Annotated in this window: 13 protein-coding genes; 6 read left to right on the forward strand and 7 right to left on the reverse strand. The window is 59.8% G+C overall.

Annotated features, from left to right (window positions below):
- Positions 1-3 precede the first annotated feature (3 nt).
- From ACPYOJ_RS05515 to ACPYOJ_RS05540, 6 genes are all read right to left on the reverse strand, one after another.
- Entirely contained in the window at positions 4-1,908 is a 1,905-nt protein-coding gene (locus tag ACPYOJ_RS05515) for a CocE/NonD family hydrolase (RefSeq protein WP_481415335.1), read from the reverse strand.
- Positions 1,909-2,025: 117 nt separating this feature from the next.
- Positions 2,026-3,591 carry an ABC transporter substrate-binding protein gene (locus ACPYOJ_RS05520; RefSeq protein WP_481415336.1) on the reverse strand — a complete coding sequence of 522 codons (1,566 nt, stop codon included), beginning with the start codon at positions 3,589-3,591 and terminating at the stop codon, positions 2,026-2,028.
- A gap of 27 nt (positions 3,592-3,618) precedes the next feature.
- A complete protein-coding gene (locus tag ACPYOJ_RS05525; protein WP_481415337.1) occupies positions 3,619-4,656 on the reverse strand; it encodes an ABC transporter ATP-binding protein in 1,038 nt (345 codons plus the stop codon).
- Positions 4,653-5,624: an ABC transporter ATP-binding protein gene (locus ACPYOJ_RS05530; protein ID WP_481415338.1), complete on the reverse strand. Its 972-nt coding sequence runs from the start codon at positions 5,622-5,624 to the stop codon at positions 4,653-4,655. Before ACPYOJ_RS05530 ends, ACPYOJ_RS05525 begins: the two co-directional genes overlap by 4 nt.
- A 5-nt stretch (positions 5,625-5,629) precedes the next feature.
- Positions 5,630-6,529, reverse strand: coding sequence for an ABC transporter permease (locus ACPYOJ_RS05535; RefSeq protein ID WP_481415339.1), 900 nt, complete (start codon positions 6,527-6,529; stop codon positions 5,630-5,632).
- Entirely contained in the window at positions 6,526-7,500 is a 975-nt protein-coding gene (locus ACPYOJ_RS05540; protein ID WP_481415340.1) for an ABC transporter permease, read from the reverse strand. The genes ACPYOJ_RS05535 and ACPYOJ_RS05540 overlap by 4 nt, the downstream gene beginning before the upstream one ends.
- Before the next feature lie 215 nt (positions 7,501-7,715).
- On the opposite strand from ACPYOJ_RS05540, the gene ACPYOJ_RS05545 reads away from it, so the two are divergent.
- Positions 7,716-8,621, forward strand: coding sequence for a LysR family transcriptional regulator (locus ACPYOJ_RS05545; protein ID WP_481415341.1), 906 nt, complete (start codon positions 7,716-7,718; stop codon positions 8,619-8,621).
- Positions 8,622-8,746: 125 nt separating this feature from the next.
- Here ACPYOJ_RS05545 and ACPYOJ_RS05550 read toward each other — a convergent pair whose 3' ends face one another.
- Entirely contained in the window at positions 8,747-9,640 is an 894-nt protein-coding gene (locus ACPYOJ_RS05550) for a LysR family transcriptional regulator (protein WP_481415342.1), read from the reverse strand.
- Positions 9,641-9,785: 145 nt separating this feature from the next.
- Here ACPYOJ_RS05550 and ACPYOJ_RS05555 point away from each other — a divergent pair, with 145 nt between their 5' ends.
- The 5 genes from ACPYOJ_RS05555 to ACPYOJ_RS05575 are packed head-to-tail and all read left to right on the forward strand — an operon-like array spanning position 9,786 to position 15,577.
- Positions 9,786-11,123 carry an ABC transporter substrate-binding protein gene (locus ACPYOJ_RS05555; protein WP_481415343.1) on the forward strand — a complete coding sequence of 446 codons (1,338 nt, stop codon included), beginning with the start codon at positions 9,786-9,788 and terminating at the stop codon, positions 11,121-11,123.
- A 52-nt stretch (positions 11,124-11,175) separates the two neighbouring features.
- Positions 11,176-12,753, forward strand: a complete 1,578-nt coding sequence (argH, locus tag ACPYOJ_RS05560; protein ID WP_481415344.1) for an argininosuccinate lyase — start codon at positions 11,176-11,178, stop codon at positions 12,751-12,753.
- Entirely contained in the window at positions 12,740-13,798 is a 1,059-nt protein-coding gene (locus ACPYOJ_RS05565; RefSeq protein ID WP_481415345.1) for an ABC transporter ATP-binding protein, read from the forward strand. Before argH ends, ACPYOJ_RS05565 begins: the two co-directional genes overlap by 14 nt.
- Positions 13,791-14,687: a carbohydrate ABC transporter permease gene (locus ACPYOJ_RS05570; RefSeq protein ID WP_481415346.1), complete on the forward strand. Its 897-nt coding sequence runs from the start codon at positions 13,791-13,793 to the stop codon at positions 14,685-14,687. The genes ACPYOJ_RS05565 and ACPYOJ_RS05570 overlap by 8 nt, the downstream gene beginning before the upstream one ends.
- The gene (locus ACPYOJ_RS05575) at positions 14,684-15,577 is read left to right on the forward strand and encodes a carbohydrate ABC transporter permease (protein ID WP_168830143.1); all 894 of its coding nucleotides are present in this window, start codon (positions 14,684-14,686) and stop codon (positions 15,575-15,577) included. Before ACPYOJ_RS05570 ends, ACPYOJ_RS05575 begins: the two co-directional genes overlap by 4 nt.
- The last annotated feature ends 16 nt before the right edge of the window (positions 15,578-15,593 follow it).

Consider the following 15,593-nt stretch of genomic DNA (forward strand, 5'->3'; position numbering starts at 1 on the left):
GGGTTAACCCTTCGCCGGTTTCAACGCCACCAGGGCGTCGCTGCTGACGATCGGCAAGCGGATCGCCGACGGCCGCCCTGCGTCACAAAACACCGTATTGCGGGCGACCTGTGTCGTGCGGCCGCGGCCTTCCGGCGCGTAGGTGTTAGGATTGACGTCGTATTTCGGGAAGTTGGAGGAGGAAATGTCCAAGCGGATACGATGCCCCTTGGCGAAAAGGTTGGCGCTGGCGAAGGGCTCGATCGTCACCTTGAAGACCTCGCCTGCAACGATTGGCTGTGGCTTCTCGAAGGAGTTCCGGTAGCGGCAGCGGATGATGCCGTCGGTGATGTTGAGTGCATATCCGGTCGGATAGTCCTTGCTCGGTGGGTAGACGTCGATGAGCTTTGCGGTGAAGTCGGTGTCCGCCGCATCTGAGGAGACGTAAAGTTCGACGGTGATCGGACCGACGACAGCGACGTCCTCTTCGAGAACCTCGGTCTCGAAGGAAAGGACATCGGCGCGGGCCGACAGCGGCAGGCCGGGGTGTTTCGAGCCGTAGAACTTTGCGTCTTCACGCTGATCAAAACCACCGCCATCAAAGATCGGCTGGCCGCTGGTCAACGAACCGCCGATGGTCGGTACCGGGTTCTTCGGGTCGAAGTCATAGGTGAAGGGCGCAGCATCCGCCTTTGGCGTGTCGGCGGAAAGAGAGCCGTCCTGGTGGATGTGGAAATTACGGAACTCGGTGCCCGGCAGCGGCCAGTCGGCCGCCTCGATCCAGCGGCCTCCGTGCTCCAACAGGCCCTCGCCGTTGCGGGCGCCGGTACCGCCGCCCATGACGAAGACACGCACGACAGGCTGTTTTGAAACGCCGTTTTCCATGCCCTTCAGCCAGTGATCAAACCAGCTGCGACGAAAGGAGAGCCAGGTTTCGACGACATTGCCGCCGAGGGGCGCCTGCGGGCCGAAGGACGTGTCGCCGGCAAGCGTAGTGTTGCGGTTGCCATGCAGCCACGGCCCCATGATGAGCTGCAGCGGCCGGCTCTTCTTGCCGGAAAGGCCGCGGTAGTTGTCAAGCGTCGACTTCACATAGGCGTCGTACCAGCTCGACATCAATACGCAGGGCACTTCCGGAAAGGTCTCATAGAAACCTTCCATGTAGAGGCCGACGCGGCGCCAGCTTTCGTCGAACGTGCCGCTGCGCCACTGCTCCAGGAGATAGTTTTCGTATTCCGGCATCCAGCGCACCGGCGAGACGCCTTCGCGCCAGGGCATGACGGAGAACCAGGCATGAATATCCTCGGCCTCGATCGCCGCGCGAGCGAATTCGCTACCCTCTCCGACTGCCTGATTATAGGCCCAGGTCGCCTGTTTCAGCTCAAAGGCGCCGCCCTGACGAATGCCGCATTGATAGGCATTCGAGAAGCCACCGGAATCCATGACCATGCAGGCGAGACCAGGCGGGTTGAGGCAGGCGAGCGCCGCCTGCGTGTGGGCCGCATAGGAAAGACCCATCGTGCCGAATTTGCCGTTCGACCAGGGCTGCTCCACGAGCCATTGAGCAGTGTCAAACCCGTCATCGGCTTCGGATATATACTTGCTGAACACGCCCTCTGAATTGTAGCGGCCGCGGCAATCCTGATAGATGACGACATAGCCGGCGCGCACGAAAAAGCTCGCCACTTCGTGACGCTTCATCGGCGTAGGCATGCCGACTTCGATTTCCGAGCGGGAACGCTCCTGTTTGCCGTAAGGCGTGCGTTCCAGAATCGCCGGCAGCCTGCCTTCGATTACTTTGCCGTTCTTGGCAGGCCGGTAGACGTCGGTTGCAAGCCTTACGCCGTCCCTCGTCGTCACCATCACATCGCGCTCGACGACAATGTCGTCGGCAATCACCTCGAAGGGCGATGGCGTCAGAGTATCCATGTCCGTATCCTCAAAATCAAAGGGAAGTCCCGAGCCGGCCCGCCACACCTTGGCCGGCTCCGGTAAATGCCGCGCGCCGCAAGAAACGGCGCGGCGACCTATCTCGTGATGTCCTGCTTACTTGGCGAGACCAGCAAGAACTGGCGTCGTGTCTTCCGTCATATTGGCGACATAGCTGAGGTTCGCCTTGCCGGCCCAGTGAACCTTCTGCCAGTAGAGCGGGATGACCGGCACATCGGCAAAGACTGTCTTGGTCGCCGCCTGCAGCATTTCCACGCGTTTTTTCGCATCGAATTCAGCGGTCGCAGCGACCATCGCTTCATCGAAGGCCGGGTTGGAATATTTTGCGCGGTTGAACGAACCGGTGCCGGCATCCTTGTTGACGGTCATCAACAGGTTGCGCAAACCGGTCGCGGACGTCGGCGTGGAGTTGCCGAGCGAGAAGATGAAGGCGGAGAATTCGCCGGCCGAAGCGCCTTTGGTATAAACGTTATAGGGTTGGGCGACGACGCCATTCACCTTCAGGCCGCCGCGGGCAAACATCTGGCCGAGCGCCTGGGCGACTTCCGCATCACCGGGGAAGCGGTCGTTGGAGGTGTGGATGGTAATGCCGAAACCATCCTTGTAACCGGCTTCGGAAAGCAATTTCTTGGCATCAGCCGCATCGAAAGTCGGAACCTTCATCGACGGATCGTTGCCCGCAACGCCGTTCGGCACCAACTGGCCGGCCGCTTCCGCCGAACCGTCGAGAATGCGGTCGATGATCAGCTGACGGTTGATCAGCTCGGAGAGCCCCTGGCGGACCTTCACTTCCTTCAGCGGGTTCTTGTCCAGCGGCTTGCCGTCCTTGTCGGTGACGAAGGGGCTCTTGTCGCGGGCGCTGTCGAGCGCGAGATAGATCAGGCGAGCAGACGGGATCGAGAACACCTTAAGGCCGGAAACGCCTTCAATGGTCTTCACGTCTCCCGGCGGCACTGCATCGATCAGGTCGACGGCGCCCGATCGCAGAGCCGCGACGCGCGAGGCATCATTCGAGATGAACTTGACCGTTACGTTATCGAAGTCCTGCTTCTTGCCCCAGAAGTCGTCGTTCTTGGCCAGGACCAGGTTGTCGCCCGGCGTCCAGGATTTGAACTTGTAAGCGCCGGTGCCAATCGCCGCCTTGCCGCTGTTGAAATCCTCGATCGAGGCGTTCTCGGCGACCTTCTTCTCGACTATGTAGACGAAACCGATCTGCTCGATGAAGTCAGGCGTCGGTTTCTTGGTCTTGAATTCGATCGTCAGGTTGTCGAGCGCTTTCATGCTGTCGATCGCCGCGACGTTGCCGGAAAAGGGCGCGGGGCTGTTCGGGATGTTCTTGGCGCGGGTGAGCGAGAAGATCACGTCATCGGCGGTCAGCGGATTGCCGTCATGGAACTTGACGCCGTCGCGCAGCTTCACCTGCCAGGTCAGCGGATCGGTATTGGTCCAGGACGAGGCAAGCGCCGGCTCCATATTGATTGTGGCATCCGTCTGAACGAGGCGGTCGAACACCGACTGGGCGATGTTCTGGTTGTTACCGGTGCGCGAAAACTGCGGGTCGATTGCAGACGGCTCGGTGGCGCTGCCGATCACGAGGTCGGCAGCCTGAGCCGAGTTCAATGCGAGCACCGTCGCGGCGACGCCGGCTGCTAAATATTTCATCGGTTTCATCAATTCGTTCCCTTCCTTTTAGATGGCCGTTTCGGCCGTTGAGTTCGTTGTTTGGTTTGGGGCCAGATCGTTCAGATGGCAGGCGCTGACGTGGCCGGCGGAATTTTCCTTCAGAGCGGGCCTCTCGACGCGACAGCGGTCGAACGCCTTCGGGCAACGGGGATGGAAATGACATCCCGGCGGTGGATGGAGTGGTGACGGGATTTCGCCCTTGATCGGCGTGAAGACACGGCGCCGGTCGGCGACCGTCGGCAGTTCGCGGATCAGTGCCTGGGTGTACGGATGCTTCGGGTTGTCGAAGAGTTCGTCCGGCCTCGCGCTTTCCACCACCCGGCCGAGATACATGACGACGACCCGGTCGCAGATATGCTTCACCACACCGAGATCATGGCTGATGAAGAGATAGGTGAGGCCGAATTCCCGCTTCAGATCCATGAAGAGATTGAGGATCTGCGCCTGGATCGATACGTCGAGCGCGGCGACGGATTCGTCGCAGACGAGTAGCGTCGGTTTCACCGCCAATGCGCGGGCAATGCCGATGCGCTGCCGCTGGCCGCCGGAAAACTGGTGTGGGTAACGATCAAGATAGGACGCGTCCAGACCGACGCGCTCGGCAAGAGAGGAAACGTAGTCGCGGATGTCACGACCCTTGACGATACCGTGCACCTTCGGCGCTTCGCCGATAAGGTCGGTCACCCGCTTGCGCGGATTGAGCGTCGACATCGGATCCTGGAAAATCATCTGGGCGGCAAGTCGCATCGAACGCTTTTCCTCGCCCTCCAGCGAGGTGAGCGGTTTGCCCTGCCAACGCACCTCGCCGCCGCTCGCCGGCATGATGCCGGCCATGACACGGCCGAGCGTCGATTTTCCGCAGCCGGATTCGCCAACGAGACCGACGACCTCGCCCGGATAGACGGAGAGATTGACCTCGTCGACCGCATGCACAGTCTTTTCCTCAAGGCCGGCGCCAAACAGGTTGGCGATCTTTTCCGCATAGTCGAGCTTGCGCGAAAAGCGGCGGCTGACATCGATTGCTTCCACAAGTGGTGTCGTCATGCGGCGCTCCAGAGATGAGGGTGGAAGCAGCGGAATTCGCGATCAGCGGCGATCTCCAGCATTGGTTCGGTTGCGCAGACGTTTGTGGCGCGAACACAACGGTCGCGGAAGGCGCAGCCCGAGGGACGCGAGAGCGGCGACGGTGCAAAACCGGGGATTGGTCGCAACGGTTCGCCGCGCGGCACGGCGGCCGGGACGGCGCTCAAAAGGCCGGACGTATAGGGATGACGCGGCTCGGTAAGCACGCGGTCCACCTGGCCGGCCTCGACGATCTTGCCTGCGTACATGACCATGACACGATCGGCGAGTGCCGCCACCACGCCGAGATCGTGACTGATCCAGATCAGCGCCATGCCAAATTCAGCGGCGAGCCGCTTGATCTCGAAGAGGATCTGCGACTGGATCGTCACGTCGAGCGCGGTCGTCGGCTCATCGGCGATGATCAGGTCTGGTCGGTGCAAGAGCGCGATGGCGATCGCCACGCGCTGGCGCATACCGCCGGAGAACTGGTGCGGATAGGAATCCAGCCGCTCTTCCGGTGAGGGAATGCCGACAAGTCCAAGCGCATCGCGGGACCGCGCGCGGGCCTTCGCGCGGGAGACCTTGTCATGGGCGAGAACCGCCTCGACCATCTGCGTGCCGACCGAAAGCACCGGGTTCAGCGTCATCATCGGATCCTGGAAGATCATCGCGATGCGTTTTCCCCGGATCGTCCGCATGGCGGTCGGCGGCATTTTCAACAGGTCTTCGCCGTTAAAGAGGATCTGGCCGGAAACGACGCGGCCCGGCGGATCGACGAGGCCGAGGATCGAGAAGCCGGTAATCGACTTGCCCGAGCCGGATTCACCGACGAGACCGACGATCTCGCGCTGTCCGACTGTGAAGCTCACATCATCGACGGCCTTCAGCACGCCACGGCGGGTCATGAAATGGGTGGAAAGGTTTTTGACGTCGAGAACAGGGGGCATCGCGCTCACCTTTCGCCCAGACGGGGGTTCAGTATTTCGCGGAGCCGATCGCCGACGATGTTGATCGAGAAGACGAGCAGGAGCAACAGAACACCCGGATAGACGCTGATCCAGTATTCCCCGGACATCAGCAGCTGGTAGCCGTTAGCAATCAGCAGGCCGAGCGAGGGCTCGGTGATCGGCAGGCCGATGCCGAGGAAGGAGAGCGTCGCCTCCGCCGAGATCGCATTTGCCACCTGCAGCATGCCGATGACGATCAGCGGCGGCAGACAGTTCGGCAGAAGGTGGCCGATGAGAATGCGCGGCGTCGAGATGCCGAGCGTCCTGGCCGCCTCGATATAGTCCTTGTTCTTTTCGACGAGCGCGGCACTTCGCACGGCGCGGGCGAACGTGGCCCATTGCACCAAGACCAGCGCAAAGATGACCTTCCAGAGCCCCTGCCCCAAAAGAGCGAGCAGCATCAGCGCAACGAGAATCGTCGGAAAGCCGAGCATCAGGTCGACAACGCGCATGATCAGCGCATCGATGCGACCGCCGAAATAGGCGGCGATCAGGCCGAGCACGGTGCCGACGATCAATGCCACGAGGCCGGAAAACACACCGACGCCGAGGCTGGTGCGCAGGCCGTAGATCATCGCCGAAAACATGTCGCGGCCTTGGCCGTCCGTGCCGAGAATATAGGTCAGCCCGTCCATGCTCTGAGAGCCCGGCGGCAACTTGGCGTCAAGAATGTCGAGGACGGCGAGATCGAAGGGGTTTTGCGGCGTAAGATAAGGACCGACGAGGGCCGCAAAGAGGAGAAGGATGCAGACGATGGCGGCGATCACCGCCTTCGGGCTGCGGCCGATGCCAATAACCAGACGACCGAGCAGCATGTCCTCGTTGAAAAGGGCGGTGACGCTCATGATGCATCTCCGAGGCGAACACGCGGATCGACCAGCGAATAGAGCACGTCGACCACGAAGTTGATGAAGATGAACAGGCTGACAATGACCAGCAGGTAAGCGACGACCACCGGCCTATCGAGCCTCATGATGCTGTCGATCAACAGCTTGCCGATGCCCGGCCACGCAAAGATCGTCTCGGTGACGACGGCAAAGGCCAGCATGCTGCCAAGCTCCAGGCCGATCACTGTGATCAGCGGGATCAGGATGTTCTTGAAGACATGCACGAACACGATCCGCTTTTCAGAGAGACCCTTTGCACGGGCGAACTTGACGAAATCGAGCGGCATGGTTTCGCGGACACCGGTGCGCGTCAGGCGGATCACCAGCGACAGCTTGAAGAGCGAGAGATTGATCGCTGGCAAAATCAGGTGCTTCAGTCCGTCCAGCGTGAAAAGACTGGAATGGAGCCCCAGGAATTCGCCCGTCTGCCCGCGGCCCGTCGATGGCAGCCAGCCGAGCCAGACCGAGAAGATCATGATCAGCATCATGCCCTGCCAGAAGCTCGGCAGCGAGAAGCCGAAGATCGAGCCGGTCATGATAACTTCGTCAGTCGCCGAATTCGGCTTCAGGCCAGAGAGCAGACCAAGCGGAATTCCGACGACGAGCGCGAAGGCAAGGCCGACCAGGGTCAGTTCTAGCGTGGCCGGCAGGCGTTCGAAGATCAGGCTGATCGAGGGGCGGTTGAAAACGAAGGAGCGCCCGAGGTCGCCATGCAGGGCATTCCAGCCGAAGGTGAAGAACTGTTCCCAGAGCGGCTTGTCGAGGCCGAGCGAAGCGATGACCTGGGCGCGTTCGGCGGGGCTCGCATCCGGAGCGATCAGCATTTCGGCGGGATCGCCGATCGCGTAGATGCCAATGAAGACGATGACTGCGGTCACCAATAGGACGGCAATGCTCTGGAGGAAGCGACGGATAACGAAGACCGTCATAGCGTTCGCTCCCGCTTACATTTCGTCCGCCAAGGACAGGTCCATTTCATGAAACGACGTTCCCTTTTTCTGTTTGTTGATGACGACGATAACGACGCCGAAAAGATGCGCAATATTATGAGCAGAACGCATTGGCCTATGCATTTCCTGCGCATGCAAAGGTCAGCCGCCGGTTGGCCTTGTGCTCCCCATGAACTTGCCCATAGGATCGCGCCATGAATTTCCGACAGCTCGAAATCTTCAAGACGATCATGGACACCGGCTCCACCATGGCGGCAGCCGCGCAGCTTGGCCTTTCGCAATCAGCGATCAGCCGGCAACTTGCGTCGTTGGAAGAAGAGATCGGTCGTGAGCTTTTCCTGCGGGACAAGGGGCGCTTGATACCGCGCCCGGAAGCACATCTGCTCGTCGACGAAGTCGACGAGGTCGCCCAAAGTGTGTCGCGCCTACGCGTCAAGATCGGCGACGTGAAATCCGGCGTCTTCGGAGAGGCATTGGTCCGCGTCGCCTTTCCGCACAGCCTGTCGACCACCATGCTGCCGCCCCTCGTTGCGCGGTTCAAGGCGGATCATCCACGCGTGACGGTCGAAATCCTCAGCGGCCCTTATGACGCGATCGAACGGCTGGTGCATAATCGCGTTGCCGATCTTGGTTTCGTGCGCCTACCTGCTGAGAACTATTCCTTCGAAACGCGCCCGCTTTTTGCGAGCGGCACCACCTGCGTCATGCCGGCCAACCATTCGCTTACCAGCAAGGAGGCGGTCAACGTGAACGACCTTGCGCGCAACGATCTCATTCTGCTTGGTCGGCAACGGATCAACCGCAATGAACTCGAGCACGAATTGCGGCGCATGGTACCGTCCTATCGCTGCAGCCTCGAAGTCCATTCGGTGGAAACTGCATGCGCCTGCGCAGCTCAAGGGCTCGGGATTGCCATCGTTCCGACGCTGATTGCCGAATTCTTCCGCAGCGATGCGATCGTCATGCGTCCCTTCCTCTCGGACAAGGCGTCTGAATATGGCATCATCACTCTACCCGGTGCCCCGCTGTCCTGGCCAGCGGAGGCATTCATCGACATCTTGAAGAACGGCGGCGGCAGTTTCGCGTTGAACCGCCCCTGATTCCGGCTCAGCAGCAGCCACAGAATTGGCCTGCGATGTCCTCCCGTCTCTTCATGCGCTGCGCAGAACAGGGGCCTTGAGGGGATCCGAACCGCAGGCATCATATTTTCCGGCGCAATGCTGCGTCACTCTCGTGTCAGCCTTTCCAGGGTTGCGGTCAGCCTAGAAGCAACCTCTCTGCTTGCCCGGCTGAGCGGACGCTGGTGGCCGGTGACGAGCGTGACATGTCTGGTTATGAACGGGTTGCGGATGACGCTGCTTGCGAACATGCCCCGGGCCGTTTCATCGGCGATGGTGTGAGGCGCCTTCACCATGTAGCAGCCACAGTGGGCAGCCATGGCCTTCTGTCCGATGGTCGAGTCGATATCGGCAATGACATTGAGCGGCACCTTGAGACGCCGCGCGACGGAATCGACCATGATCCTCAGGCCGTTCGTTCTTGCCGGCAGGACGAGGTCGTAATCGGCAAGGCGCTCGAAGTCGATTTCCGGAGGGATATTCCAGCTTTCCAGCGGCCCGGCAAGGACCAGGCGCGATTCCAGCAGGAGAGAAGACGTCTTTTCACCTTCGCGATATTTGCTATAGGCGCCGATATCGATCGTCCCTTCGGCCAGCCAGCGTTCGATCTGATCGCTGAACCCTTCGTAAACCTGAAGGCGAATGCCGGGCAGGTCTCGCCGCAATTCGTTGACCAGAACCGGCACGACGGGTTCAACGAGAGACGTCGGCAGACCGAGCGACACGATACCGCTGGGCAGCCGGCTAAAGGCGCGCAGATCTTCGCTCGCCTGGTCGGCTTCTCGTAATAGAAACCGAGCCTTCGTAAGTGCTTCTTCACCGAGTTCCGAAAGCGAAACGCCCCTGCCTGTCCGGTAAAAAAGCGGGCCGTCCCATTCCGCTTCCAGCTCGCCGATGACGCGGCTTACCGTCGGTTGCGCAACGCCCGTCGATACGGCTGCCTTGCTGAAACTTCCAAGCTCTGCGGCCCGGACAAAAATCCTCAACTCGCCAAGTTCCATCGCAAGCCATCCGAAAAATGAATATCCGATATAGATAACATGCTGTGGACGGATGACAACAAGCCTGCTTACTTATTCGTTAAGCACATAGGAGGCCGCCGGTTCGCTGGCGGTGTGCATCGGAATACCAAGGGAGGAGAATAGAATGATTTCCAGAAGACATTTGGTCATTGGTGCCAGTAGCGGTCTTGTCGCGCTTCTGATGTCCAGCGCGGCTTGGGCGGAAACGAAGGTGGTTCGTTTCCTGCATAATGAGACCGATCCGCCGAGCATTGAATTCTTCAACAAAGCCATCAAGGAATTCGAAGCGCAGAATCCCGATATCAAAATCGAGATGGAAGCTGTTAGCACGGATGGCCGTCTTCAGAAGGTCCTCGCATCGATCAACACCAAGACGATGCCGGAAATTTTCAAGATCCTTCCCGAGGAGCGCTTCGAATTCGCGCGCAAGGGCTACCTGGTTCCGCTCGACGACATGGTCGATCAGATCGGCCGCAACGAATACGTTCCGGGATCTCTCGTCCCTGTTGAGGGCAAGGTCTACGACATTCCCTATACGCTCGGAAACTATGGCGTACTGTGGCAGCGCGACGATCTCATGAAGGCAAAGGATGTCGCCACGCCGAAGACCTGGGAAGATCTGAAGAGTGCTGCCGAAAAGCTTACAAGCGACGGCAATTTCGGCTTCATGTTCCCGGCCGGCAAGAACCGCATGACGGGCATCTTCCTGTCGCAAATGATCTGGAGCGCGGGCGGCACCTATTTCGACAAGGACCTCAACGTCACCTTCGACAACCCGGGCACCGTCAAGGCGCTGACCTTCCTGAAGGACATGGCGAAATTCTCACCGCAGGGTGTTGGGTCCTATTCTTACGGCGACATGATCAACGTCTATTTGACCGGTAAGATCGGTCTTGACGAATATGCGCCACGCCTGATTGCCAATGCGGCGTTGAACACTCCGGATCTTTTCAAGAACACCAGTGCCGCTCCGACACCCATCGGACCGAGCGGCGTGGGCGTGAAATTCGTGAACTCGAATAGCTTCGCGCTCTCGTCCGAGAAGGTTGGCGCCAAGAATGTCGACGCCGCGCGCAAGTTCCTCGAATTCATCGTCTCTGGCGATCGCCTCAAGGACTTTTCGCTGACGGTGCATCCGCATCTGATCCCGCCGCTGAAGAACGTGCAGGAAGAGGTGATCAAAGCAGGTTCGGCTGCAAGCCTCAGCGGGCGGGAAGATATTTCGCGGACCGCCTTCGACACATCGAATTCTCTGGACTTCGAATCCGAGGCCGGCGCGCAGTTCAAGGATGGCAAGGTCATCCGCTCCGGCGTGGTCAATCCCTACATCGGATCGATCGTTGCCCGCGACATCCCAGCTCAGGTCGTACAGCGCGTCGTGCTGCAGGGCGAGGATCCGGCTGAAGCTGCCAAATGGGGTCAGACCCGTATGGAAGCAATCGTCAAAGATCTGAAGAAATAACGGAATCCGGTCTGCGCGAAATGCGCGCAGACCTCTCATTCAGGAGAAATTCATGTCTCAGGAACACCCGGCAGCACCGGTGGTGTCGCTGCGCGAACGCGTCAAGTCGCCGCCTGCTCAGGCGATGGTGGATTCTTACTTCGGACCGGCGGTGGCCGCAGGCATCCGCTTCCAGTTCGAGCCAGAGATGCGCATCCATCTCGCCCATGCCGTCATGCTGGCCGAATGCGCCATTGTGGCCCGTGAGGACATCGCCCGGATCATCGCAGTCCTGCTCGACCTCAAGGCATCCGGTGTCCAGGCCCTGACGATCGACTATCAGCAGGAGGATCTATACTCCTACATCGAGCGCTATATCGTCGAGAAACTCGGGCCGGAGACCGGTGGGCGCCTGCATACGGGGCGCAGCCGCAACGATCTGCACACCACCTCCTGGCGTCTTGCGCTGCGCGCATCGCTGATCAAGCTGCTTGAGACGGTTGCCGCCGTGAGAGGCACATTGCTCCGTCTGGCCGAGGAGCATATCGAGACGGTGATGCCGGGCTATACGCATACGCAGCATGCCCAGCCGATTTCCCTCGGTTACTATCTTCTTTCGGCCGCCGATCTTGCCGAGCGCGACTACATTCGTATCCAGCATGCGCTGGAGTGCTGTGACCGCAGCCCACTAGGTTCGGGTGCACTTTCCACCACGGGCTTTCCGATCGATCGCGAAAGAACCGCTGGTCTGCTTGGCTTCGCGCGTCTTGCGGAGGTCGCCTATGACGCTGTTTCAATCCGCGACGATCTGCAGGAAGCCTCGGCCGCGCTCGCCATCCTCATGACGGGCATCTCACGCGTCGCAACGGATTTGCAGAGCTGGAACACGATGGAGTTCGGTATGATCGAGCTCGACGATGCCTATTCCAGCGTCAGCAGCATCATGCCGCAGAAGAAGAACCCGCAAGCGCTGGAGCATGTCAAAGCCGTTGCCGCGATGGCGACAGGTAACCTGACGACCGTTCTTGCGGCCTCGAAGAATACCGCCCTTGCCGACGTCAATGACGGCGTCTCGGCCGGAAACGCTCCAGCAATGGACATGATCGAGCGCGTCATCAAGGCGCTGACGGTGTTCGAAGGTGCGGTGCGTACCATGACGGTCAAGCCGGACAAGATGCTGCATCTTGCCGAGATAGGCTTTGGCACGGCGACAGAACTCGCTGACGTCATCGTTCGCGAAACCGGAATGTCTTTCCGCATGGCACATAACGTTGTCGGCCGGATTGTCCGGCAGACGATTGAAGCGCATCTTACGGCAATGGATATCACGTCCGCCGACATCGACGACGCTTCCGTCGCTCTCTTCGGTCACACCCTGGGGATTTCAGAAGACGAAGTCGCGAAGGCGCTGAAGCCTGGCGAAAATCTTCGCAGCCGTACGGTGACAGGCGGGCCTGCCCCGGCGCGCATGAACGAAATGATCGGCAGGAGAAAAGCAACACTTGATGCCGATCTTCGGCAAATAGCCGAGATTTCCGGGCGCATTGCCGCGGCGGAAAAGACGCTCATGGAGCAAGCGCACCGGCTCGCCGGCGATGCCGTTGCAAATTCCAATGCCGCGAACGCGAGAGAGAACAATGGCACGAGTTGAAATCAAGCAGGTCAGCAAAATCTTCACGGATCATACTGCCGTTTCAAATGTCGACCTGACGGTCAACGATGGCGAATTCCTCGTGCTTCTCGGACCCTCCGGATGCGGCAAGAGCACGCTTCTGCGCATGATTGCAGGCCTCGAGTTGCCAACCTATGGCGACATTTTCATCGGCGAGCGCCGGGCGACACGGCTGCAGCCGAAGGACCGCAATATCGCGATGGTTTTCCAGAACTATGCGCTCTATCCGCATTTGTCCGTCTACGACAACATCGCCTTTCCGCTCAACGTTCGCGGCGTCGACAAGAAGACGACGGACGACAAGGTCAAGTGGGCCGCAGAACTCGTTGGCTTGACGCGCATGCTGAAGCGGAAGCCGCGCCAGATGTCAGGCGGCGAGCGTCAGCGTGTGGCGCTTGCCCGCTCGCTGGTGCGTGATCCCGATGTCTTCCTGCTTGATGAACCGTTGTCGAACCTGGATGCCAAGCTTCGCCATTCGGCGCGCGAGGAATTGCGCCAGTTTCAGGACCGTGTGGGCGTCACCTCCATCTATGTGACCCATGACCAGGTCGAGGCGATGGGGCTTGGCGACCGCATCGTGGTCATGCAGGCGGGCACCATTCGCCAGATCGGCACGCCAGAAGAAATCTACCTCAATCCGGCGGACACGTTCGTCGCCACCTTCATGGGGTCGCCGCCCATGAACCTGGTCGTCACCGGGGACATGACGCTCGGCTTCAGGCCCGAGAACTTCCTGCCGAAGTCGCATTTCCCCGAAGCAAGCTCTGTTACCAGCGTCACCTTCAGAATTCACCGCGTCGAATATCTCGGTGGTGACCGCTTGCTTTACGGCAATATCGGCGGCGATCTTCCTGAAACGCCGGTCATTGCCCGTATCCCGTCCAGCATCCACTACACGCCGGTGCTGAACACCGACGTTGCCTTCGCCGTCGCCAACGAGGAGCTGCGACGCTTCGATACCGCAAGCGGCAAAGCGGTCGCGCAGACGGCAACTCTTCCCAAACGGAGGACCGCACATGGCTGACTCCAAGACAGCCCTTGCCGGTGACCGGCTGCTCGCCTACGCAACGCTCGCGCCGAGCGCCTTCCTGCTGCTCCTGCTTGCCGGCGTCCCGACGATCACCGTCTTCTTCACCTCCATGCAGGATGTGGGCATGGGTGACACCAGCGGGCCATTCGTTGGGCTTGAAAACTTTGCCTGGGCCCTGACCGAACCGACTTTTCTAACTGCGCTATGGAACACCTTCGTCTGGGTCTTCGGCAGCGTAGCACTCGAAATGCTCTTGGGGCTGGGACTGGCGCTTCTGCTTAACAAGAGCTTCCAGTTCCGCGGCGCTGCCCGCGCCGTCATTCTGGCACCCTACCTCGTCCCGACCGTCGTTGCCGTGCTTACGTGGCGCTACATGCTTCACGACATCGTCGGAATCATCAACGCCACCCTGATCGGCATCGGCCTGATCAGCCAGCCGCTGCTCTGGCTGAACAGTCAATCGCTGGCAATGGTCTCCGTCATCATGGTGGGGGTCTGGAAGTTCTTCCCCTTCGCGGTCATCGCGATCCTCGGCATCCTCCAGTCGATCCCGCAGGAGCAGTATGAGGCCGCCAAGATCGACGGGGCTTCGAGCTTCCAACAATTCTGGCGCATTACCCTGCCCTACGTGATGCCTGTCTTCCTGCTGACGACACTTCTCAGAACCATCTGGTCCTTCAACAAGTTCGAAATCATCTACCTGATGACGGGCGGCGGACCACTGGATGCAACGACGACGCTGCCGGTTCTCGTCTATCTCAAGGCATTCTCGGATTTCGAGTTCGGTCGTGCTGCCGCGATCGCGATCATCACGCTCGCCATCCTCTGCGTCCTGCTTGCGATCTACTTTTTCTTCATCAAGAGAGCGGAGGCACGCCAGTGACCGCCATCGTTCAAAGCGTCGACACGTCCGCTCCGCGCAATCGCGAAATGATGGACGTTCATTATCTCACCAGCAAGATCATGCTGTATCTCTTGGTGCTGACTGCAGTGACCGTGATCGGCTTCCCGCTGTTCTGGATGCTGATCTGCTCGTTCAAACCCGGCGGCGAACTTTACGCCACGCCTCCGACCTTTCTGCCGCATGAGTGGACGTTGCAGAATTATCGCGACCTCTTCGTGCAGACCAACTTCCTCACCTATTTTGCAAACAGCCTGATCGTTGCCTTTGGGGCAACATTCCTATCGCTGATTGTCGGCGGTCTCGGCGCCTACAGCCTCAGCCGTTTCAATTTCTTCGGCATCAGGGCTTTTTCGAGCGCGACGCTGATCTGCTACATGCTGCCCGAAGTACTGATCGTACTGCCGCTTTACATCTACGTGGTAAAGCTCGGCATGGCCGATACGTTGATTTCGCTGATCGTCGCCAATACGGCCTTCACGCTGCCGCTCGCGCTCTGGTTCATGCGATCCTATTTCAACGCCATTCCCGTGAGCCTCGAAGAGAGCGCCATGATCGACGGCTGCACGAGGCTCGGAGCGATGATGCGGGTCACGGTGCCGCTCGCACTTCCGGGCATCGTATCGGTCGGCGTCTTCAGCTTTAACCACGCCTGGAACGAGTTTCTCTTCGCCCTGGTCTTCATCTCCTCGGAGACGAACAAGACGCTGCCGCTTGGCCTCGCAACCTGGATCGGACAGGACAACATTTATTCGTGGGGCATGCTGCTTTCGGGGGCAGTGCTGGTGACTATCCCCGTCATCCTTTTCTACCTGCTCGTCCAAAGAAAACTCGTCGTCGGTCTGTCGGAAGGCGGCAGCAAGGGCGAATAGCTTTCATCGTCTAATC

Source organism: Rhizobium sp. SVR5-9E (assembly GCF_056755095.1).